General features: G+C 43.4%; 20 protein-coding genes and 1 pseudogene. 4 read left to right on the plus strand and 17 right to left on the minus strand.

The window, feature by feature from the left end; translation table 11 throughout:
* Window positions 1-18 precede the first annotated feature (18 nt).
* Window positions 19-597, minus strand: a complete 579-nt coding sequence (betI, locus tag HGD77_RS07800) for a transcriptional regulator BetI (protein WP_004731001.1) — start codon at window positions 595-597, stop codon at window positions 19-21.
* Between the two features lie 270 nt (window positions 598-867).
* Here betI and HGD77_RS07805 point away from each other — a divergent pair.
* Both HGD77_RS07805 and HGD77_RS07810 read left to right on the plus strand, forming a co-directional pair.
* Window positions 868-2,902: pseudogene (locus HGD77_RS07805) on the plus strand (choline transporter).
* A 28-nt stretch (window positions 2,903-2,930) separates the two neighbouring features.
* Window positions 2,931-3,539: a MarC family protein gene (locus tag HGD77_RS07810; RefSeq protein WP_005266373.1), complete on the plus strand. Its 609-nt coding sequence runs from the start codon at window positions 2,931-2,933 to the stop codon at window positions 3,537-3,539.
* Between the two features lie 65 nt (window positions 3,540-3,604).
* Here the strand turns inward: HGD77_RS07810 and HGD77_RS07815 are convergent, their stop codons facing one another.
* Together HGD77_RS07815 and HGD77_RS07820 are read right to left on the minus strand one after the other, a co-directional pair.
* Window positions 3,605-5,770 (minus strand): TonB-dependent receptor family protein, encoded by a 2,166-nt coding sequence (locus HGD77_RS07815; RefSeq protein ID WP_005266371.1) that lies wholly within the window; start codon window positions 5,768-5,770, stop codon window positions 3,605-3,607.
* Between the two features lie 500 nt (window positions 5,771-6,270).
* Window positions 6,271-7,188: a LysR family transcriptional regulator gene (locus HGD77_RS07820; RefSeq protein ID WP_004280332.1), complete on the minus strand. Its 918-nt coding sequence runs from the start codon at window positions 7,186-7,188 to the stop codon at window positions 6,271-6,273.
* A 329-nt stretch (window positions 7,189-7,517) separates the two neighbouring features.
* Between HGD77_RS07820 and HGD77_RS07825 the strand changes: the two genes are divergently transcribed.
* Entirely contained in the window at window positions 7,518-7,685 is a 168-nt protein-coding gene (locus tag HGD77_RS07825) for a hypothetical protein (RefSeq protein ID WP_004280333.1), read from the plus strand.
* 158 nt (window positions 7,686-7,843) lie between these two features.
* Here HGD77_RS07825 and HGD77_RS07830 read toward each other — a convergent pair whose 3' ends face one another.
* The 3 genes from HGD77_RS07830 to HGD77_RS07840 form a co-directional block, all read right to left on the minus strand.
* Window positions 7,844-8,041, minus strand: coding sequence for a hypothetical protein (locus HGD77_RS07830; protein ID WP_004646985.1), 198 nt, complete (start codon window positions 8,039-8,041; stop codon window positions 7,844-7,846).
* A 253-nt stretch (window positions 8,042-8,294) separates the two neighbouring features.
* A complete protein-coding gene (locus HGD77_RS07835; RefSeq protein WP_005266368.1) occupies window positions 8,295-10,025 on the minus strand; it encodes a bifunctional protein-serine/threonine kinase/phosphatase in 1,731 nt (576 codons plus the stop codon).
* Between the two features lie 66 nt (window positions 10,026-10,091).
* On the minus strand, window positions 10,092-10,901 hold the full coding sequence (locus HGD77_RS07840; protein WP_004280337.1) for a formate/nitrite transporter family protein: 810 nt from the start codon (window positions 10,899-10,901) through the stop codon (window positions 10,092-10,094).
* 286 nt (window positions 10,902-11,187) lie between these two features.
* Here HGD77_RS07840 and cynS point away from each other — a divergent pair, with 286 nt between their 5' ends.
* The gene (gene cynS, locus HGD77_RS07845; protein WP_168730775.1) at window positions 11,188-11,637 is read left to right on the plus strand and encodes a cyanase; all 450 of its coding nucleotides are present in this window, start codon (window positions 11,188-11,190) and stop codon (window positions 11,635-11,637) included.
* 299 nt (window positions 11,638-11,936) lie between these two features.
* Here the strand turns inward: cynS and HGD77_RS07850 are convergent, their stop codons facing one another.
* From HGD77_RS07850 to HGD77_RS07900, 11 genes are all read right to left on the minus strand, one after another.
* The gene (locus tag HGD77_RS07850) at window positions 11,937-13,286 is read right to left on the minus strand and encodes an MFS transporter (RefSeq protein WP_005266366.1); all 1,350 of its coding nucleotides are present in this window, start codon (window positions 13,284-13,286) and stop codon (window positions 11,937-11,939) included.
* Between the two features lie 329 nt (window positions 13,287-13,615).
* Window positions 13,616-14,257, minus strand: a complete 642-nt coding sequence (locus HGD77_RS07855) for an ATP-binding cassette domain-containing protein (protein WP_005266365.1) — start codon at window positions 14,255-14,257, stop codon at window positions 13,616-13,618.
* A 1-nt stretch (window position 14,258) separates the two neighbouring features.
* Window positions 14,259-14,942, minus strand: coding sequence for a molybdate ABC transporter permease subunit (modB, locus tag HGD77_RS07860; protein WP_005266364.1), 684 nt, complete (start codon window positions 14,940-14,942; stop codon window positions 14,259-14,261).
* A 6-nt stretch (window positions 14,943-14,948) separates the two neighbouring features.
* Window positions 14,949-15,713 (minus strand): molybdate ABC transporter substrate-binding protein, encoded by a 765-nt coding sequence (modA, locus tag HGD77_RS07865; protein WP_168730776.1) that lies wholly within the window; start codon window positions 15,711-15,713, stop codon window positions 14,949-14,951.
* 47 nt (window positions 15,714-15,760) lie between these two features.
* Window positions 15,761-17,002 (minus strand): molybdopterin molybdotransferase MoeA, encoded by a 1,242-nt coding sequence (locus tag HGD77_RS07870; RefSeq protein WP_005266363.1) that lies wholly within the window; start codon window positions 17,000-17,002, stop codon window positions 15,761-15,763.
* The gene (moaCB, locus tag HGD77_RS07875; RefSeq protein ID WP_168730777.1) at window positions 16,965-17,921 is read right to left on the minus strand and encodes a bifunctional molybdenum cofactor biosynthesis protein MoaC/MoaB; all 957 of its coding nucleotides are present in this window, start codon (window positions 17,919-17,921) and stop codon (window positions 16,965-16,967) included. Before moaCB ends, HGD77_RS07870 begins: the two co-directional genes overlap by 38 nt.
* Window positions 17,922-17,991: 70 nt before the next feature.
* Window positions 17,992-18,534: a molybdenum cofactor biosynthesis protein MoaE gene (locus tag HGD77_RS07880; protein ID WP_005266362.1), complete on the minus strand. Its 543-nt coding sequence runs from the start codon at window positions 18,532-18,534 to the stop codon at window positions 17,992-17,994.
* 1 nt (window position 18,535) lies between these two features.
* The gene (locus tag HGD77_RS07885) at window positions 18,536-18,802 is read right to left on the minus strand and encodes a MoaD/ThiS family protein (RefSeq protein WP_005266361.1); all 267 of its coding nucleotides are present in this window, start codon (window positions 18,800-18,802) and stop codon (window positions 18,536-18,538) included.
* A gap of 2 nt (window positions 18,803-18,804) precedes the next feature.
* Window positions 18,805-19,830, minus strand: a complete 1,026-nt coding sequence (gene moaA / locus HGD77_RS07890) for a GTP 3',8-cyclase MoaA (RefSeq protein ID WP_168730778.1) — start codon at window positions 19,828-19,830, stop codon at window positions 18,805-18,807.
* 230 nt (window positions 19,831-20,060) lie between these two features.
* Window positions 20,061-20,687 (minus strand): molybdenum cofactor guanylyltransferase, encoded by a 627-nt coding sequence (locus HGD77_RS07895; protein WP_005266359.1) that lies wholly within the window; start codon window positions 20,685-20,687, stop codon window positions 20,061-20,063.
* Entirely contained in the window at window positions 20,684-23,461 is a 2,778-nt protein-coding gene (locus HGD77_RS07900) for a nitrate reductase (RefSeq protein ID WP_168730779.1), read from the minus strand. The genes HGD77_RS07895 and HGD77_RS07900 overlap by 4 nt, the downstream gene beginning before the upstream one ends.
* Window positions 23,462-23,563: the final 102 nt, after the last annotated feature.

The raw sequence follows: 23,563 nt of genomic DNA on the forward strand, positions 1-23,563 counted from the left end.
AATTTCCTCGCAGGTGGGTTATTTGAGTTGTTGCCGGATATATTCACTACACAGTTCAATCGGCAGTTCTGGGTCAATTTCGCCATTTACCAAAGCACCTCTTAACCAGAATCCATCAATCAATGCTGCCAAACCTTGAGCGGCTTTCTCTGCCTGGTCTTTATTCAACTTTTTCATGAATTCATATTTAAGGTTGGAATGTAAGCGGTAATGATTGATCTGCTGTAACCGATGTAACTCAGGTTGATGCAAACTGCTAGCCCAGAACGCCAACCAGACTTTCATGGCCGCCTTGTCGGTTTGTGGAGCAGCAAAATTACCACGTACGATCGCCAGTAAGCGCTGCTCCGGTAAGTCATCAACCTGTATCTTTATCTGTGCAACAGATTTACCCAATTGCTGCAATAAGTAACGCATTGTGGCTTCAATCAAGCCATTTTTACCTTGAAAATAATGACTTATGATGCCGGTTGAGACACCTGCCCTCTGAGCAATCTGACTAATTGAAGCTTCTGCAAAACCTAGCTCATTCACTGCAGCTAAGGTGGCATCGATCAGTTGCTGACGACGGATCGGTTGCATACCAACTTTGGGCATAGGACTAACCTGAATAACGGATGTAACAATAAAAAATCACTCTGCTAAAGCAAATAGCTGAATGATGTAACAATTCATAAACGCTTTTTTAATTGAACGTTCAATTAATAAAAATTATAGTGCCAGCTCACCCTTGATGTACAGCGCAGTTTGTTTTGGATTTGCAAAAGTTTGTAATTCATGAAAACAAGGAAGCTTTACCGCAGGCTTTTGCTTTTAAATCACACTGCACTGTAGATCATCCGGCAACAAAACGATGGTTAGAGATTTATGCAAAAGAAAAATGAAGAGAAGCAAGATAGTCTGAATAAAGTGGTTTTTTATTTTTCGGCGACGCTTATCCTGCTGTTTTCTATCATTACCATTTTATTTAATGAACAAGCCAATCAAGTCATTATCAATATCTTAAACTGGGTCAGTCGTACCTTTAGCTGGTATTATCTGCTGGCGGCAACGCTGTATCTGGTTTTTATCGTCTTTATCGCCTGTTCCCGTTATGGCGAGATTAAACTCGGCCCTAAACATTCCAAACCAGAATTCAGCCTGCTGAGTTGGTCGGCGATGCTATTTTCTGCCGGAATCGGGATTGACCTGATGTTTTTCTCGGTGGCGGAACCGCTTTCCCATTATATGAATCCACCTGTAGGCGAAGGTGAAACCTTTGAAGCTGCGCGCCAGTCCATGGTGTGGACCCTGTTTCACTACGGTTTAACTGGCTGGAGTATGTATGCGCTGATTGGGGTCGCCCTGGGTTATTTCAGTTACCGCTACAATTTACCGCTAACGATCCGATCAGCACTTTATCCGATCTTTGGTAAAAAATTAATGGTCCAATTGGCCATACTGTGGATACGGCTGCAGTACTCGGCACAATTTTCGGGATTGCCACGACATGCGGGATTGGCGTTGTGCAATTAAATTATGGCCTGCATGTGCTGTTTGATTTACCGGAAAATATCTGGATTCAAACCGCACTCATCACCGTTGCTGTGATTATTACTATTATTTCAGTCACTGCGGGTGTCAATAAAGGCATCCGGATCCTGTCTGAAATTAATATCTATGTATCAATTGGGCTGTTGCTATTCATTCTGTTTGTAGGAAATACCGAGTTTTTATTAGCCGCCTTGATCCAGAATTTTGGTGACTATATCAGCCAGTTCCCGAAGCTTTCTTTAAGCAGTTTTCCTTTTGAACAACCGAAAGAGTGGATGAATAGCTGGACCCTGTTCTTCTGGGCATGGTGGATCGCCTGGTCACCTTTTGTCGGTCTGTTCCTGGCCCGTATTTCCCGTGGTCGTACCATTCGTGAATTTGTCACCGGGACTTTGGTTATTCCTCTGTTATTTACCCTGACCTGGTTGTCTATTTTCGGTAACAGTGCTTTATACAGCGTGATTTTTGATGGTAATACTCAACTTGCTACGACAGTTTTAGAAAATCCGGCACATGGTTTTTATGATCTGCTGGCGCAGTATCCAGGCTTTACCTTTACTGCAGGTGTCGCCACCATTACCGGCTTACTGTTCTATGTGACCTCAGCGGACTCGGGGCATTGGTATTGGGAAATTTCACGACCAAATTCACTAATATTGAACATGATTCACCGCGCTGGCTGAGTGTGTTCTGGGCCATTGCCATCGGTTTGCTGACTTTGGCAATGCTCATGGCGAATGGCGTAACAGCATTACAGAACACTACGATTATTATGGGTCTGCCTTTTAGTTTCGTCATTTTCTTTGTGATGGCCGGACTGTATAAGTCCTTGCGTCTGGAGGATTTTCGGCAGGCCAGTACCAGTTTGAATGCGGCACCTGTGGTCGGTAATGTGGATATCTTGAACTGGAAGAAGCGTCTGAGCCGGGTCATGCTGCATCCAAGCCTGTCCCAGACCCGGACCATGCTGGATAATGTCTGCAAGCCGGCCATCGAGGCCGTTGCAACCGAGTTAATTGACAAAGGCATTCAAGTCAATATTCAGGAAAAATCACTTGAGGAAGAACCTGAACTGTATCACCTTGATCTGACCATTCAGCTCGATGAAGAAGAAAACTTTGTCTATGAAATATGGCCGGTACGCTATGACACGCCAAATTTCAGTTCACGTGGTAAACGAACCAAACGTTATTACTATCGTCTGGAAAGTTATCTGTTTGAAGGCTCTCAGGGCAACGATCTGGTCGGTTATAGTAAGGAACAGGTGATCAATGACATCCTGGATAAATATGAACGCCATATGATGTATCTGCATATTAACCGGATCAGCCCAGGTAAACGTCCGCTGTTCCCGGATCGTAAAATCTAGGATATCTCAACTACGGAAGGACTGAATGATGTCAGAAAGTTTGAATGCATTTGCCCTGTTTTTCTCCCTGCTCAACCCATTTTTGATGAGTATTTATATGCTCGGAATTATCCGTAATTCCGACGCAAAAGTATTCAACATGGCATTGATTCAGGGCAGTCTGATCAGCTTTATTGTGTTCATCATTTTTGCAAAAACCGGTGAAGCCTTCTTTAATGAAGTCTTGCATGTACGGTTTGAGTCCTTCCAGATTTTTGGCGGTATTATTTTTCTGGTGATTGGCTATCGTTATGTCTTTGAAGGTGCTGATACGATTGGTGTGATGCGTGGAGCGCCCAGTCATCTGGCGGGTACGATTGCCATGCCGTTTATGATCGGTCCCGGCACCATTTCGGCTTCCGTGATTACCGGGATTCAGCTCAGTTTAATGCAAACCATTCTGGTGATTTTCTTTACCCTGTTTCTGACCTGTAGCCTGCTGATCCTGATGAAATACCTGCATGATCATTTACAGCATAAATATTCCAACTACATTGACCTGTATGTCGATATTGTCGGTCGTGTTGCAGCACTGTTAATCGGAACCATCGCCATTGATATGATTGTGACAGGTGTCAGTGGAATTCTGGAAGGCTAGTTTTATATAAGCTGACAATAAAAAAAGCGGGCAAAAATGCCCGCTTTTTTTATGAAGTGATGATTTTAAAATTTAAACGACACGCCTGCATAAGTCGAGAAGCCTTCACCCGGTGAAGATCGTGCTAAATCTGCACCTTTGTCGTCATAGCCTGGAATTACCACTGCTGCATATTTTTCATCGGTGATGTTCTTGAAGTTAACCCAGCCACTCCATGACTGATCTTCTGGCGCATATCCCAGATCAATACCCCAAATCTGATAATCATCACTGAAGCGGCTATTGGCATAATCATGTGCCATCTTCGATGCATATTCTGTATTTAGACCCACATAAAGACCGTTATTCAAGGCATAACTGAGCTGCGCCTGATAAAGATGTTTTGGAATTCCCGGCAGCTGGTTTTTGCCAAATAAAGGATCGTTTTTATATTGGAAATCACTCAAGGTATAAGCCTGTCGTAGGCGAAGTTCACCCTGCTGTGATGCATACAATGGTGTATCCAGACTGAGTTCTACACCTTGATGAAGGGTGGGAGTTGCATTGGATTCTACGGCAATTGGTTCAGAAGGTCGTTCCGATCCATCCTCATAGGTTTTGATCAACTCTGAGGTTAATAACTCGTTTTTAACTTTGGAATAATAGTAGCTCAGTGCCCAATCACCCCAGGCTGATTGGCCCCGGCCACCCAGTTCTAAAGTATTTGCAGTTTGCGTGTCCAGATAAATAGGTTCACGTACCCGCCCTGAAGCGACACCAGTGTCAAAATAGTATGGCGAAGACCATGCCATCGCCCATGGATGTGCCGGTTCAATACTACGGCTTAAATTGGCAAACCATTGTAGTGTTTCATTTGGCTGATAAGTCAGGCCAATACGCGGGGCGAAATTCCATTCATAGCGGCTGACTTCAGGACTAGCCACAGGATAAGTCACTTCACTCTCACGGTGGGTATAGGCTGCTGCCAATCCTAGATCAAGCTTAAACTGATCATTCAACTGAGTTTCCTGATCAAATTGCAGCACATTGTCTGAACCGCGATAGGTATAACGGCGTGTTACGGTATCTGCCGGATAAAGCGTGCCATCAATTGTAGTATCGCGTCGAATTGTTTCGGTTACACCACTATTCGGACGGTGCGTGGTACTTCGAAAAGCAACTCGTCCTTGATGTTCAAGACCGAATAACTGATAAGGTTTCTCATACTGGATTCTTGCACTAATATCTTCATAATCGACATTGGTACGGTAACTACTTTCACGTAGATCCAATGGATAATGGTGATAAGCCAGACTACCGGTCAGTTTGGCATCATCCTGCAAGTTCCAGGTGGTAGTATTTGCCAGCCAGGTACTGCCCGGCTGAATCCGCTTGGCATCTACAGTCAGATTAAAATCATTGGCTGCTTCAGGATTATTCTTAAGCTGTTCCTGAGTAATGCGCCCTGGCGTTAAATGTTTGCTTTCACGGTAACGGGCATAAAAGCGGGTCTCGATATCCGGACTGATCTGATAACCCAGATTAAAAGCCAGACCTTTGCCATCACCTTCGGCATGATCTTGAATCCCGTCAAACTGTGAACCCGTCACTGCCAGATAATAATCTAATTTGTCGAGTTGTCGGCCAGTACTAAACTGATATTTCTGATAGCCATGGCTACCCATTTCATATTTGAGTTCAGAGCCATTCTGCTCTGCGCCGGTCTTGGTTCTATAGTTGATTGTTCCACCTAAGGCCAGTCCACCCTGTTTAAAGCCATTGGCTCCGCGATAGACGCCGACATGATCAATCCACCAGGGTTCTAGCAGTTCATACGCTGTACCGCCCGGCCCGGTAAATGGAATATCGTCAATCAGGACGTGCGTACCGGATGCGTGTGCACCTGAAGTCCGGTTGATTCCTGAGCCACGGATCGATATTTTTGCACCTTCATTCCCTGCAGACTGGGCATAAATTCCTGGCTGTAAACGGAACACATCGGCTGTGGTTGCAAGTCGCTGCTGTTCTAATTGCTGCTCACCAATGAAATTCGTTCCTCCTGAAACCTGAGCCAGCTCTTTCTGATATTGCTGCTGCGGATTGGCATTTTGCTCAGCGCTGATCACAATAGTATTCAGCTGTTGAACATTGTCCGGTTCTACGGCAGTTTCAGCATAAAGATGACCTGAGACAATCGACAGAATCATGAGGCTCAGCGGGCTTTTCTTGAGAGGAATTTTTGTCATGTGCATGGCGATTTTATACAGTCCTGTATAAGTGATTCCGTTTTATGAGAGGAAATCAGTTTAAAAATTATGCTGTAGCATAGATCAACATTGTTATTTTCAGGAGTTATTTTCTGCCAAAAAATTGACTGATCAGCGTATGTTTTTTCATTTTATTTAATCTTTTTATTAAAAATCAACTTGCAAGATCAAAACCACATCCTCACAAGTTCCAAGAACTTAATTTTTAAGTAACTGATATTTAATAATATGTAATTTAATTCTGCACAGATGTATTTCCACCTGGCAAAATGTGATAAGTAGAAAAATTTATAATCGACCAAACCAGTTCTTTAATTTCGAAAGTTGGCCGAAGTTGTATTTTTCTGATTTAAAGTAGACAAGATTAACCTCATCACCTTATAGAAAAATTGAAATCCTTGAGAGAAAAACAATCAATTTTTAAAAATCCTGACGATGCAGGATTTTTAAAAATAACGGACTAAATATATTTAACTATTCGCAAATTAGCTGTAATAGACCTGTCTTTTCTTGGAAAACCGATCCAGCTGTTTCAAGAAGCCTTCAAAATAATCTTTCTGTTTTTCTTCTGTGCGATAGCCTGCATATAAAGTTCGACGTAAGCCTTCAGGCGCCACACAGTCTAAACGGCGTGATGTCACCCAGCCTTTCTGCTCATATTCATTGACCACCCAATCAGGTAATGCACCAATCCCGCGACCACTTGCCACCAGCTGAATCAGCATTTGGGTCAAGTCGGTGGTACGAATGGCTTTTGGTAGAATATTAGCGGGAATAAACAAACGCGACATGATGTCCAAACGGTGTTTATCCACCGGATAAGTCACCAGCGTTTCTTCAGCAAGTTCCTGAACAGTAATCTCTTTCGCACGTACTAATGGATGGGTATTGGATAAAACCAAGCGTGATTCGTATTCAAATATTGGAAAATATTCAATGCCTTTAAGCGCAATCGGATCAGCCGTAATTAAAAGATCAAACTCTCCAGTTTGCAATAATTCATGCGGATTCGACTCAAAACCTGAGGCAAAGTCCAGGTCTACATCCGGATATTGCATCCGGTATTGATTGAGTAGCGGCATCAACCAGTCAAAACAGCTATGACATTCAGAGGAAAAAACAATTCGTCCGGTCTGACCATGCACAATTCGGCTGATATCACTCTGTGCAATTTGAACTTGCGGTAATATTTCATCTGCCAGTTTTAGCAACCGCTCCCCAACATTTGAAAAGCTCACAGGGCGACTACGCCGATTGACCACTTCGACGCCAAACCATTGGTCGAGTTCACGTAGCTGATGTGACAAGGCTGATGGGGTTAAACATAAATCACTTGCTGCTGCAACCAGAGAACCATGCTCCCGCAGAGCAGTTAAAGTTCTTAAATGGCGAAGTTCTATCATGAAAAATACCGGAAATTTAAAAGACGGATGACACTTAATCTGTCTTAAGCATAACCCATTTTTCTTATTTTATTTAGTTTTTCTCATTTCAAAACCAGAATAATGAGATATATTCAACTATTAGGTTTATAGATTTAAATTACTATTCCCTTAATTTCATTAATTTAATTTTCTTGGTTAACTTAACCATCATTAAAATAACCCATAAAATATTGATTAAACTTACAGCAGCAACAAGATAGAAAACTAACTCAGGCATAAAAGTCACAGAATAATTTTGCTGCACTCATACAATAAAAATTAGAAAGTATTTTAGAGGATGAAAGACTATGTCGAATCCAATCGATCGAAATGATGAAGAACTCACTGAAGAACAACTTGATCCTCAAGAAAAACAGGATCGTGAGATCCAGCGAGGTCAATTAGGCCTTCATGATCCACAGAGACAACGTGATCAGCTGCGTCAGGAAAGACAGGATGAGGAACAAATTCAGTAATTTTCCCTGAGATGCAAAATAAAAAACTCCCCATTCTTAAAATAGATGGGGAGTTTTTTTTCAGTATTAAAAAGTTAGGGACTAGTTTTTCGCATCACCACATCTTATACATCTGATCTAATCTGAACAGCTCACCTTCTTGGATGAGTGCTATTTTACTATTTCGTTTCTGTAGAGGCTTTTGCTTGTAGGGACTGCGCTTGTATTTCTGCCGTTTTTTTCTTGGCCTGAATTTGTGCCGCTATTTCCTGATTTTTCTCAGCAAAACGCAAGCCACCATCTCCGGCGAGACTGGTTTGGCTCATCACCATGCTGCTGCTCAAGATTAAAATCAGCTTAAAAAATTGAATTTTCATGTCTCATCTGCCTTTTTATTCTAATGGTATTAAAAATAAGCAATTATTATTCCAATGTTTTTATGCTTACTTAGATTTTAACTGCACTTTCTATTTTATAGGGATAATCTTCGAAAACACAGAGTCAATCATCGTAAAAATAGAAAAATCTGCAATAAGAATAAATAGATATTTTGACTACATCTCAGCTCAAATCACATCTGATTTTTTACTTCAGTCAAAAAAATCGTTCAACAGCTTATTTGGATTATTTTCATTGGCTAAAATATAGTGCAAACACCCAGAGCAATAACAAAAAAAGAATCGCTGTGCAGGATTTCCAGAAAGTGACTGGATGCTTTTCAAGCATAGGGCGTGAAACTGATTTTTTAAATTTGATATCTGGGTGTTTCAGATCATATATAAAGGCTGAAAGTGCTTCATAGCGCTGCTCCGGGCGAATGGAAAGCGCTTTTTTAAAGATTGCGTCCAAGCCATGTGGCAGATCCGGTCGATACTCATAGAGAGGATGATATCGAACCTGCTTTAAGGCCTTTTCGGTCTTGCAGCGCGCGAGGTCCGTCCCATAAGGCAACTGTCGGGTTAATAAATAATAACTCATCACCGCCAGCGAGAACTGATCTGATTTTACTGAGGGCGAGCGTCCAATAAAATACTCAGGTGCCATAAAGGCCAAGGTTCCCAAAGGAACATCTGCGTGTTTGGGATTCAGTTCAACCAGACCTCTGACCGCAGTCGATCCATAATCAATCAGTTTCACTTTCAAGGTATCGGCTGGTTCGAGCAGCATGACATTTTCTGGTCGTACATCCTGGTGCAGCATTTCAAGACGGTGCATGGCATTCAGTGCCTTGGCCACCTGCTCAATGATCGGAAGCAACTGCTGTAAAGTTAAAGCAGTTTTATGACGGTGCAGCCATCGGTTTAGGCTTTCCCCTTGCAAGTATTCATAACTTTGAAATAAAAACTTCTTGCTGCCCTTATGCGGATAACATTGCAGCAGATTTTCATGTTTTAAGCGTTTCGATACCCACTCTTCTAAATGAAATTGTTCTACCGCTTTCAGGTCATCCTGCACATCGACAGACAAGGTTTTAATGACCAACCGATTTTGTGTTGCTTCATCACGCGCCAAATAGAGGCTGCTGCGATGATTTTGGTGCAGGATTTTATCAATCCGATAACCTTCAAACAGATCACCATGACTCAGCTGTTGCGGAAATAAAACATGGCTCTTGATATGAAAGGATTCCTCCTCAGGCAACTGTTCCACTTTAATGATTTGAATGGTGAGATTGTCATCACTACCCCGCTTTAAGGCCAGCTCGACTATAGACTTGGCAATGATATCCAGATGTTGTTGCTGTTGCAGCAGATCTGATATGAGCTGCATATCAATAAACTCATAGACACCATCTGTCATCAAGATAAATAAATCATCTTCACATAATTCAAGCTGCTGATAATCGACATCGATACGATGGTCGGCACCCAGTGCACGACTTAAATAATGTTCTGTTGATGACAGGCAAACACGGTGATCAGCCGTCAACTGTTCAATGGCTTGTGCCTGAATGCGATAAATCCGGCTGTCGCCAGCATGAAAGATATGTGCCCTGTTTTTTTTCAAAATCAGTGCACTAAAGGTGCAGACATAACCCTGGTCTTTATCAAAACGCCCGCGGCTTTGCTGGGTTTGTGCATAGAGCCAGGAATTAGTCGCACGAATAACCCGTGCCGCTGAAGTTTGAGTACTCCATGCATCCGAAGTCGAATAATAATCCGATAAAAAACTGCTGACTGCAGTTTCTGCTGCAATATGGCTGACATTGCTGCTACTGATCCCGTCTGCAATTGCACAGGCAATGCCCTTACTGCTAAGCGCGTGGCCTTCAGGAATATAGACCCCATGGAAATCCTGATTCTGTGCTTTGATTCCAGCGGAAGAATATTGCCCGATGCTGATCTTTAATTTTTTATTCATTTTAAATACTCAAAAAGGGATCGAATTGATCCCTTTAATCTCAAGACATAAATCATCATGCTCAGATTAGAATTCTTTTTTATCGCCAGTACGTACATGCGTGGTATAGAGCGCCAGACCTGTCAGTGCCAGACCACCCACTAAATTACCCAATGCCACCGGTAATTCATTCCACAAGAAATAGTCTGTAATCGAGAAATCACCACCCATCATCATGGCAAATGGGAACAGGAACATATTCACCACTGAATGTTCAAAGCCCATGGCGAAAAACAGCATGATTGGCATCCACATCGCGATAAATTTTCCGCTGACTGTGGTTGACATCATGGCGCCAATTACCCCGAGTGACACCATCCAGTTACACAGCATGCCGCGGATAAAAATCGTCATCCAGCCAGCAAAACCATATTCGGCATAGCCCAAAGTCCGGTCCTCACCAATATGGGCAATTTTCACCCCGACCGCATTCGGTTCAGCTGCGAAACCCATGGTATAGACTGCGGCCATCAACACTGCCACGGTTAAACATCCGGCAAAGTTACCTAAAAAAACCAGTCCCCAGTTTTTTAAAATACGTGCCCACGTCACCCCAGGACGTTTGTCTAACCAGGCTAATGGAGTCAATACAAATACCCCGGTCAGCAGGTCATAGCCTAATAGATATAACATGCAGAAACCGACTGGAAATAGCAGCGCACCGATCAGTGGCACCCCTGTTTGTACCGCAATCGTCACGGCAAATACTGCTGCCAGTGCCAGAATTGCACCTGCCATAAACGCACGAATTAAAACATCACGCGTTGCCATATGAAGTTTTGCCTCACCGGCATCGACCACTTTTTTTGCAAACTCTGCAGGAGCAAGATAAGCCATATTTTTATCCCCTTTATATAAATTACTTGCCTGTTTGCAAATAAAAAACGCCTAAGGTCTATTTCAACCCTAGGCGTCTTTGCCTTGTATTATTCAAACAGATCAATCGTGTCATGGCGCCGTTGCCATATTTAATATAGATAAAAGCAAATAGCATGCCACTTATTTTAAATGGCTAATAAAAATCCTATAAATTATTTTAAAATTTCATCCTTATAATTATATTGGCACAATCTCTGCATTATCTATAGCGGTCATTTTTTAAATATAGCTATTGGAGAAGATTATGATTAGCCATCGTCAACAAGTGACAGACATGATTATTTCAGCGAAAGTTTTAAAGTCTATCAAATGGGCAGATGTCGCTGAAACAATAGGCCTTTCTAAAGAATGGGTGACAGCCGCATGTTTGGGTCAGATGGCTTTTAATAAAGAACAGGCAGAAAAAATTGGTGAAATATTTGGATTGACTGATGAAGCCATCGCCTGGCTGCAAATCGTACCCTATAAAGGTTCTCTGCCAACTAGCGTGCCGACAGATCCGCTGATTTATCGCTGGTATGAGGTTGTCAGCGTCTATGGTATGACTATTAAAGAACTGATCCATGAAGAATTTGGTGATGGAATTATGAGTGCAATTGATTTCAATATGGATATTCAACGTGAGAATAATCCAAACGGAGATCGGGTGAACGTCGTATTATCCGGAAAGTTTTTAGCTTACAAAACCTATTAATTTATCATTCTAAAAATAAAAGCCATTTTGAAAATGGCTTTTATTTTATCTGCACTCATTAAATTCATTTATTTTTTAAAATCGTTATTAAAATATATATAATTTTTTCATCTCAAATTAAACTTACAACCTATAAATAATTTTATTTTTATTCGATGAATTCAATCCTCCTGTCCTGTTTAAATAATACTTTCCCATCCTGAATATTGGGTTCATCACTTTATTAGTGAGTTAGCAAAAACAACAAAAAGGATATTGCTATCCTTTTTGTTCATTCATTTTAAATCAGGAATGTAGTGTTATTGCTGTGCTTCCGCCAGATGACGTTCATTTACTGCCTGTTCATATAACAGCTGTTCTTTTTCTTTATGTTCGACAGAGAAACGGATCATCAAAACACAACTTGCAGCAATCACCACCAAGCCACCCAGTACCATCAAAGTAGTTTGAATATCCAGTATCCCTTTTAACAGGAACCCCGCAGCCACCGCGCCGACATTGCCACCTGCTCCAATAATACCAGCCACACCACCCAAGGCATCACGGTCGATAAAGGGTACCAGTGCATAGGTAGCGCCACATGCCATATGAGTAAACAAGGCAAAGATGGTCATTGCCATGATCGCCAAGGTTGCACTATTCATTTGCGAAAACAGAATAAGAAACAGACCTTCCAGCATGATCAAGGCAAACAGGACTTTGGTTCGACCATCCAGACCTTTTTGAATCGCAACTTTGTCTGAAACAATGCCACCCAAGGCACGGGCAAACAATGCCAGTAAACCAAAAATCCCGGCAGCCATGCCTGCTTCTTTTAGGCCAAACTGGAAGTTGTCGACAAAGTACAAGGCAATAATGTTATGGATGAAAATTTCAATACCAAAACAGGCTGCATAAGCTCCAAACAAAATCCACACACGGTAGTTACGTGCGGCATGCATCAAGATTGCAAGGCCGCCTTTTTTATCGCTACCAACAGAAATACCTTGCGCACGAAGTTCTTTAAAATTGCCTTGTGGACAGTCTTGGGTGAATTTCCAGTACAGTACACCGACAATGATCATCAGAATGCCCGGCACCAGAAGCGCAATTCTCCATCCCATCGCCTGTTCTACACCGAACATGACCAAAGCAGCCAGCATTAAAGGCATCAGGGCTTGGGTCGCACCGCCACCGGCATTCCCCCAACCTGCTGTAGTTGCATTTGCCGTTCCCACCACATTCGGCGCAAACATGATGCTGGTATGATATTGGGTGATGACAAAACTGGCACCGATGGCGCCAATCAATAAACGGAAAAACAAGAAAGATTCATAACTGTTGGCCGACGCCACACCAAACACCGGAATACTGCCAATAATCAATAAGGCGGTATAGGTTTTACGCGGACCGTATTTATCACACAGCGGCCCCACGATCAGACGCACCAGAATGGTAATGGCGACTGCGGCAATATTGATATTGGCGATCTGCTCTTTGGTCAGGCTGAATTCACCGGCAATGACAGGCATTAAAGGTGCACAGGCAAACCATGCAAAGAAACAGACAAAAAAAGCGAGCCAACTCATATGGAAGGCCCGCATCGCTGAACTACTGAAGTTAAATAGACTTATTTTTGTTGCTTTATTGAGACTTGTATTTGAAGACATAGCCATTTCCTTACCAGAACTGAACGTATTTAAGTCACTATGATGCCGAGGCATATCAGTAACGATCAGAACGGACGTCATTGGCCGTCATACAAATGTTGAGTCTTCTTTGACTTTAATCAGATATATGCATAGGTCATGCCAGATTATTTTTAAAATAAAATAAGATACTGTTTTATATAAAATAATTTATATTTAAGCTCTTAAATTAGACTTTTCATTTTTAAAAATAGAGAGAAAAATAGATAGCTTCTGAGGCATTATTAGCAAAAAAGCGAGAGGATGACCTGCTCGGAGTCATTGCTGGTTTAAATCGGTGCAGTACTGGATCAAATAATTTTTCCCTTTTCAAAATGCAGCACCTGCGCCTGTAAATACGCTACTTCATCTACATGATGGGTTACATAAATCATGGGTAAGTTTGTTTGATGAATCACAATTTTCAGAAAAGGTAAAATCTGGTTTTTCAGCTTTTGATCCAGTCCATTTAAAGGCTCATCCAAAAGTAATAGGTCGGGAGAAGATAAAAGTGCACGACCGATAGAAACGCGCTGTGCCTGTCCACCAGAAAGCTGATGCGCCCGATGCCGAAGCAGAGCCTTTAATTCGAGTAGCTCCACAATGTCTTCAAACATAAATTTCTGCTGACCTTTATTTTTTATATTTAGCTGTTCTGCATATTTTAAATTCTGCATGACATTCAGATGCGGAAACAGCAAGGCTTGCTGAAAAATCAGGGCAATTTTTCTTTGATGAACAGGAATATTCAGTTTCTGCTGATGATCAAATAATATTTTTTGCTGGAAATGAATAAAGCCTTGTGAAGGTCTTAATAGCCCTGCAATATTTTTTAAAAAGGTGCTTTTTCCACTTCCTGATGCTCCGACGATACCAATCAACTGCGTCTGCATATCCAGACTGGCCTGTAGCTGGAAATTTGCGTAATTAAACTGAAAATCACACTTCAGCATCTTAAGCCTCCAATTTACGTTGATACTTCTGCATGATCCAGTAATTTGCAATCAAGGCTGAAAAAGCCAGAATCAGAGATAAAATGACCAAACGCATAGCCATACTTTCTCCATCAGGCTGTTGTAACAGGCTATAAATGGCGATGGGAATCGTGCGGGTTTCTTCTGGAATATTGCCAACAAAGGTAATGGTGGCACCAAATTCTCCCAGACTGCGGCTGAAACATAAAATGCTACCGATTAAAATTCCAGGCAAAGCCAGAGGCAGGCTAATGCTACAGAATACCCGCCATGGTGCAGCGCCTAGAGATCCTGCCACCTGTTCTAATTGCCGGTTGATCATTTGAAAAGACAAACGAATCGGTTGTACCATTAAAGGAAATGCCACAATGATTGCTGCCAGTACCGCACCTTTCCAGTTAAATATCAGCTGAATTCCCCATGCATGCAGATATTGCCCCAGCATCCCCTGATGACCAAACAGCAGGAGCAGAAGATACCCCAGTACCACCGGCGGTAGCACCATGGGCATCTGCAATATCGCCTCTACAAGAAATTTGGCCCTGAATTCATAACGCGCCAGTAACCATGCTACGGCGATAGCAAATGGCAGACACACCGCTGTGGCAAAGCCCGCTACTTTGGCTGAAAGCGCTAAGGCACTCAGTTCTTCTGGTGTAAGCATGAGCAGTTAGCCTACCTTAAGCTTAAAACCATATTTCTGGAAAATCTGCCTGGCCCTTGGACTCGTCTGGATAAATTCAGAAAATTGGACTGCTGCCTGATTTTTCTGGCCCTGCCGGGTTAAAGCGATTGGATACACAATCGGACGATGTGTACTGGCTGGAAACACCCCCGAAATTTTAACTTTTTTACTCATCAAGGCATCAGTTCTATACACAATGCCGACCTGACATTCGCTACGTTCTACAAAAGCCAAGGTTGAACGAACGCTATCCGTACCGACTATTCTGCCCCGAAGCGGATTCAACCACCCTAGCCGGGTTAAGCTTTGCTTGGCATATTTTCCGGCAGGCACCGATTCCATTTGTCCGGTACATAGATAGCCTTGAAAGGCTTTAGCAAGATTAAAGTCGGCTGACATTTTAAAATGATTTTTTTGCTGAATAGGACTAATCAATACGAGTTCATTCAAAAGCAAAGGTCGAATCTGACCGATCTGAATTTTTTGTTTCTTGATCAGATCATTCATCCAGTCCAGGTCTGCAGAGAAAAATAGATCACTGCTGGCTCCCGCCGCAATTTGTTTCGCCAATACCGAAGACGCAGCAAAAACCGGAACGATCTGGATGTCCCGATGCTGTTGCTCATATAGTCTGGAAATATCAGTAATCGCATTGGTCAGGCTGGCTGCGGCATATATTTTAACTGTTTCGGCATACAGCATGGGGCTAGTCAACAGCACGCCAGTGAGTAGAACTTTGAATAAATCCATCTTTCTCATTCTATGTGATTCGAATATTGAGAATTGCGACAGGCATTTCAAATCAGCAAACCCTGTACCACATGCCCGGCTTGGATTTCTGTTGCTGCAGGAATACGTACCAGACAATTGGCCTGCATCAGATTACTCAACATATGCGACTGCTGTTTCGCCAGGCTTTTGAGCTTTAAAGTACCCTGATCAAATTCTGCAGCCATTCTTAAAAAACGTTCACGTGCATCCGCTTTCAAATCATGTGTCATTACCGCACTAAGCCATGCAGGTGACTGCTTTTGCCCTTGTAAGGCATTCAGTAAAGTTGTCGTATAGATTTGCATCCCGACATACACAGCAGCCGGATTTCCCGGCAAACCCAAGAGATAACAGTAACCTTGATCATCTCGACGATACTTGGCAAATAACATCGGTTTTCCGGGCTTCTGCTTCACTTTCCAGAAAATCTGCTCAAAACCCTGCTCCAGGGCAACAGGACGAATGAAATCATAATCACCCACCGAAACCCCGCCTGTGGTCAATATGAAGTCGTATTGGTTTTTAAGACGATGTATTAACGTTTGCAGCTCATACTCATTATCTGAAACATGCAGAATATCTACGTTTTGACCCTGTGATTGAAACCAGGCCTGAATCAGTGGAGCATTGGCGTCAAAGATTTTTCCGGAATTCAGGTCTTCAATGCTGGAAGCGACTTCATCTCCAGTAATCACAACAGCAATTTTAGGATAACGATAGACTGAAACCTGCTTTACGCCTGCCATGCTCAAAGCTGCAATTGCACCTACATGCAGTTTTTGACCTGCATCTGCCAGACGCTGCCCTTGTGCGATTTCCTCGCCTGCATCACGTATATCCGTATGAGGCTTTAGGTCTGTTGTAATAATGATTTGATTGGCATGGCATTTGACAATTTCCTGACGGGCGACCGTTGTAGTTCCTGCTGGAATCCTGGCACCGGTAAAAATCCGGACCGCCTGACCTGGCCGCAGTTCAATTTCAGTACTTTGCCCTGCCCGAATCTCTCCAATGAGTTCAAAAGTGCTGTAAGCACTAACATTTTCTGGACTGCAAAGCGCATAGCCATCTACAGCACTTTGTGAAAACAGCGGCAATGGTATGGCCGAATCAATCTTCTCTGCCAGATAGCGATTCAGAGCCCGAGCAAGCGGCAGGCTTTCAGCTACCAAGATATGCGTCTGCTCAAGTAACATCTGCAGTGCCTGATCAACAGAAATCAGTCCCGGTTCAGCACCGCAGGCTGAATGTGATAGTGCCTGATTCATTGATAGCCCCCGCATGTGGGATATTTTTTTGCACATCAAACAAGTGCACTAAAGCCGGAAGTACCGCGATCAGAGATTCTTTCGCACCCTGACGACTTCCCGGTAGGGTCATCACCAGACTGTTCTCAATATAGCCAGCCACGCCACGACTTAATGCTGCATAAGGGGTACGTTTTTGCCCAAAACTACGTGAAGCTTCCATTAAACCGGGAATTTCCCGTTGCAGCAAAGGTTGTAGGGTTTCGACGGTCAGGTCTTTAGGACCTAAGCCAGTACCGCCCACAGTTAGAATCAGCGGATACTGATTTTTCTGCTGTTCAATCAGGGTCAAGAGCTGTTCTGGGCTATCGGGAATAACCTGATAACTAATAGAATCAAAATTGGCTTCTTTTAAAATTTCCATTACGTTTTGTCCGGCAGTGTCCGGCTTTTTACCTGCTGCAACCGTATCGGACAGCACAATAACCGAAGCGGACAGACTCTCTTTAAGTACGCGGGTAAAATGTGATTTTCCGCCTTTTTTCTGCTGCAACCTGCATTGATCCAGCGACAAATCTTCCGGTTCACAATGCGGCTTCAGCATGTCATACAAGGTCAGACCTGCCAGACTGACCGCTGTCAAAGCTTCCATTTCCACACCAGTTGGTCCAATGGTTTCAACAGTAGCAATAATTTCGACATGTGCATCACACAGTTCATATTCCACATCGGCACGATAAATCGGTAATGGATGGCACAATGGAATCAGCTCATCGGTCCGTTTGGCACCTAGAATGCCGGCAATGCGTGCTGTTTTCAGGGCATCACCTTTTTCAGTATTGCCATTACGTAGCAGCTCAATGCAATGTGGCGGTGCATGCAGGATTCCAGTGGCAATTGCTGTACGGTAACTTTCTGCTTTCATCCCTACATTTTTCATGATTCATCCCAGGCTAATTTTTAAAATCTGTTTTAAAGTGATTCATCTTATGCATCCTCATTGGACGCATTTAATTAGATGGTGATTGGCAAGCGTGTTCTGCTACATGGTGATGGTGACAATGCGCTTCTTCTGCATGATGAGAGTGATCCGTTTCAGGTCCATGATCTTTTCGGATACAACAGCCTTCGACATATTGACTGCTACCATCCGTATAAAATTCTTCTTTCCAGACCGGAACTTCATGCTTCACCCGTTCCACAGCTTCCTCACAGGCCGCAAAAGCCTCACGACGATGGGCGGCATAAGCCATAGCAATAATGGCTATTTCTCCAACCCCCAGCTCACCTATCCGATGTACCACCCGCACATAAGACACCTGATATTTGGTCTGGATCTGCTGTTCAATTTCACGAATCATTTTTTCAGCCACAGGCGCATAGGCAGTATATTTCAGGGCACGCACAGCTTTTCCCTGATGATGGTTACGTACTGTTCCGACAAAGATGCCGATTCCACCACATTCCGGAAAATGCTGGATACCATCAAAATCCTCCAGACTAAAAGCAGTCTGCTGGATTCGGGCAAATTGTTTTAGTGACTTGAGTTGCATCTCAGCCTCCTGCTACCGGCGATAACAGCACCAGCGTACTGTCACGATTTAAAACATTCTGTCTGGAAATAATGTCTTCACCGATTGCACAGGCACAACGTTCCAGCATGGGCTGTATATCGGGATAGAGGGATAGCAACTGGTTCAGGACTTCAGAAACCTGAATTTCAGACTCGCATTGCAAATTTAAATCTGTGGGAATTTGTCGTTCAATCGCACCGAAGGCTTCTATTTTGATATGAATTAATTTTTGCTGAGTGAGTGACATATTTACCCTCCAATGCTGTGCATGCTGATTTTTCGGATCGGCTTTTGTATTGGTGATTGCTGGATCGCATGGAAGCCGGCCTCTTTATGCCAGATATAAGCGTGGAGCTTGTGCTGAAATGTCTGTGTGGCGAAATGATCCAGCGCCAGTTGTTCGATATCTGCCTTAAGGTTCAGGCCTTGTCTGGCAAATAAACAGTTATAAAATTCACCTTGGGCATTGAGGCGCAGACGGTCACAATCACTGCAAAATGAATGGGTAATGGTGGAAATAATCCCCAAAGGCTGCCCATTGACCAAATAGCCACGGGCTGGATTGGCGCCTTGTCCTTGAGATACCTGGACATAAAATTCAGTTTTCAGTTGATCCAGGATATCCTGCTCACTGATGACATCAGACGGATTCCATTTCTGATCGCCATCGAGGGGCATAAACTCAATAAAACGCAGTTCTATAGCCTGATGCTGTGCCCATTTCACCAAAGGAATAATCTGATTGTCATTGATGCCTTTGATGAGCACACTATTGATCTTGACGGTCAAACCTGCCTGCTGTGCGGCAGAAATACCTTGAAGTACAGGCTGTAACTGTTTTTGGGTCAGTTGCTGAAACTGCTTTGGATCAAGACTGTCTAGACTGATATTCAGATCGTCCAGTCCTGCCTGTTTAAGCGCTTGAGCATAATCTTTTAAATAATGGCCATTACTGGTCATGGAAATACGTTTCAGGCCAAAGGCTTTCAATGTCTGCAAGCGAGCAATAAAATGAACAATACCTTGACGCATCAACGGTTCGCCACCCGTCACCCGGATCTGCTCAATCCCGTGTCGCACCATAAACTCGCAAAAAGCATACAGGGCTTCAAAACTGAGCAAATCTTTTTTATTTATCCATTGCGGATGTTCAGGCATGCAATAGCTGCATTTGAAATTACAACGGTCAGTCACCGAGATCCGCAACTTACGTTTCTGGCGTCCAAACTGATCCTGAAAGATACTGCGAGGTGCTAAAGCTGTCATGCTGTTCATTGCTGCGGTCCATGATGAGATCTGCACGGTTATTTAACAGTCTTGATTTACTACCCTATTTCTTCACAATGAATGAGCAATAAGTGTTCCAACTTTGCACAAATTTATGTTTAATGAATATTAATGGGTAATATTTGTTCTTTTTTAGTCCAAAAGTTCGCTCGAAAAATAAAAAAAGCAATATTTTGGTGAACCAGAATATGATAATTCGACTTTTAGCATTTTAAACGCTAGAGAAAGTTAAGCTGTTGATGCTGCTGTAGCTCGTCAAATGAATTAATACTGTGAAAAAACAGGGCACGATTTTTAAAGCTTGCCCGCTGCATGTGCATGTCAGCAAAACAGAGTTTTAAACTGTGCTGATCATTTTCAAGATGTTGTATAAGAGTGGGTAAGCTGCTGCGTTTCATCAGACAGAATGGAAACAATGCCTTTTCATTGATTTCAACTACCGCCACTTCAGATAAAGGATGTCGTTGCAGGGCCTGATGTAAACGTGAAATGACTTTTTTGGGAATATAGGTCACATCACAGGGTACGAACAGCACATAATCAGATTGTACATGTGACCAAGCACTCTTCATGCCCATCAATGGTCCCTGAAAACCGGGTTCATCGTCCTGATAAAAGTCGATCGAAGGAATCATCCGTTTATAAATGGAGTGATCCCGATGACTATTGACCCAAACTTTGCTTGCCCGGGACTTCAACTGCTGATGGATTTTAATGAGCTGGATTTCATCATCAAATTTGTGCAGCAATTTATTGATGCCATTCATGCGCCGCGCTAAACCTCCGGCCAGGATCACCACATCAGTTTCCGGATAAGACACCGTCTTCATCACTCTTCTTTTCATTCTATGTACTCCGTCTGGCAGGCTTTAATCAGGCCTCTAATTTCTGGCAAACATGAACCACAATTTCCTCCGGCTTTTAGACATGCAGTTACCTGTTTTTCATGCGTGATATTTTTATCTTTAATGGTTTGAATAATTCGGTTCTTACCGACCTTAAAACAGCTACAGACTAATGGCCCTTCACTATTTCCCATCGACATGGCCTGACCTGCCAGCAATGCTTTACGATGTAATGCACTCAGACGTTCACGTCTAAACAGGCCTGCCACCCAGTCACGATCTGGCAATAGTGCCGCCGGTGCGATATAAAAACTGGCAATTAACTGGCCATCCTGAAGCACCACACTATGACTGATATGCGCCGTTTGATCTTCGAGATTCAGCCATTCAAAGCTTTCATCATCAAAGGCTAACAGGCTCTTGATCTGCCCGGTGATATCAGAAAAACGGCGCCGGTCTGCCAGTTCATACCGGATGGCCTGAGTGGTTTGAGTTTTGCTCCACCACACCGTATTTTTAATCATGGTCTGGATTTTCTGCTCAAAGCCTTCCCGTACATACAGCACGCCCTGCCACTGGGTATAAAATGGCTGGATCATCACCGGAGTATGCTTAAATTCTGGCTCGCCGGAAATCGGGTCAACCACCGGATTCACCACTTTGCCAATCCGCGCATCGGATGCAAACTGGTCGTTCCAGTGAATCGGTGCAAAAATCTGGCCACGTCGTATATTTTGTGAAAATTGCACACGGAGTACACAACTTCCCCAAGCGGATTTCACCTCGACCAGCTCGGCATCTTTCAGGCCATACTTCAGTGCATCTTGCGGATGCAGCTCGCAATAAGGCTCGGCACGATGCTGGGACAAACTGGCAGATAATCCGGTACGGCTCATGGTGTGCCATTGATCGCGAATGCGTCCAGTATTCAGGATCAGAGGATATTCAGCAGAAATAGCATGTACCGGATCGGCTGCAACTGTTGGCACCAATCTGGCTTTGCCATCTGCATGGCTAAACTGGCCTTGACTAAATAGTTGATCAACCTGATAAACTTCTTGCTTATCCCAGACTGGCCACCGAATCGGTGTTAGATTCTGATATTCCGCAAAACCGAGATGAGTTAAACCTTGCAGGTTGAAATAGCGAAAATTCGGTGTATCTTCACGTTGCGAAAGCGAACTATTCTGATAGGCAGATAAACGGGCATGTTCCAGAAAAATGTCATGACTGTTGTTAAAGTCAAAACCGCGAAAACCTAAGACCTGAGCCACCCGGGAAATGGCCCACCAGTCTGCTTTAGCTTCACCCGGAGCCGGTAAAAAAGCCTTTTGCCGGGAAATACAGCGCTCCGAATTGGTGACTGTGCCATCTTTTTCGCCCCAACCCAGTGCCGGTAACAGTACATCGGCATATTGCGTGGTATCGGTGTTGAGACAAATATCGGAGACCACCACAAATTCACACTTCTCCAGAGCGCGTTTAACCTGATCTGCATCGGGCAAACTCACGATCGGATTGGTGGCCATAATCCAGATGGCTTTGATTTTCCCGCTTTCCACCGCTTGAAATAAATCGACTGCTTTTAATCCGGGCTGCCGCGCGATGACCGGGCTTTGCCAGAAATCCTGCACCAGTTGCTGATGTTGCGGATTATCCAAATCCAGATGACTGGCCAGCATATTGGCCAGCCCACCGACCTCCCGTCCGCCCATCGCATTCGGCTGTCCGGTCATGGAAAAAGGTGCCGAACCGGGTTTGCCTATTTTTCCTGTCAATAAATGACAGTTGATAATGCTATTGGCTTTGTCTACTCCTTGAGAGGATTGGTTTACGCCCATGGAAAACAGGCTCATGATTTTTTCGTTCTGGGCAAATTTCTGAAAAAATAAGGTTAATTTTTCAATAGCAATACCGGTACGTTTTGCCACGCTTTCAAGTGATGACTCTGTCGAGCTACTGGCAAGCGCCTGCTCCAGACCTTGAGTATGGTGTGTAACAAAATCCAGATCGGCATGACCATTTTGCTGAAGATATTGCAACAAGCCATTAAACAGCGCGACATCCTGACCTGGTAAAATCGGCAAGTGTAAGTCTGCCGCTTCACAGGTTGCGGTAAAGCGTGGATCAATCACTACCACGAATAAATCCCGCTCTTCTTTGGCTTTCATAATGCGCTGATAAAGCACCGGATGGCACCAGGCGGTATTGGATCCGACCAGAACCACCATTTCTGTCTGCTCAAAATCTGTATAGCTGGCCGGTACCAGATCTTCGCCAAAAGCCCGTTTATGCGCTGCCACAGCAGATGACATGCACAGTCTTGAATTGGTATCAATATTGGCAGTACCGAGATAGCCCTTTACAAACTTGTTCACCACATAATAGTCTTCAGTCAAAAGCTGGCCGGAGACGTAAAAGGCGATGCTGTCACGTCCATACTGATCAATATATTGCTGAAATTTATTGGCAATACTTGAAATAGCATGATCCCAAGTGCTTATTTGCCGCTGCTCTTTTCGCCCTGTCATCGGATGCAGAAGCCGGGTTTTTAAGCCAAGTGTATCGGCAAGATGACTGCCTTTAATACACAACTTGCCCAAGTTCGCAGGATGCTGAACATCGCCTTCAACCTGAACCTTTTCACCCATAGGGGTTTGGCTTACATGCGCGATGACACCACAGCCTACTCCACAATAAGGACAGGTCGTCTGAGTGGTTTTTATTTGGGATTCAGTAGAGCTATGTAGTTCCATAACCGGAATACTATTCATTGCTGCTGTGCTCCTTAATCATCCAAATTCACGTGTTTCACCAAATCTCTGATATCTAGTTTTTACAGGTTTGATTTAAATATTTTCTATATCTCAAAAGTT

Origin of the sequence: Acinetobacter sp. NEB149, assembly GCF_012516415.1 — a bacterium.
GTDB lineage: Bacteria > Pseudomonadota > Gammaproteobacteria > Pseudomonadales > Moraxellaceae > Acinetobacter > Acinetobacter lwoffii_V.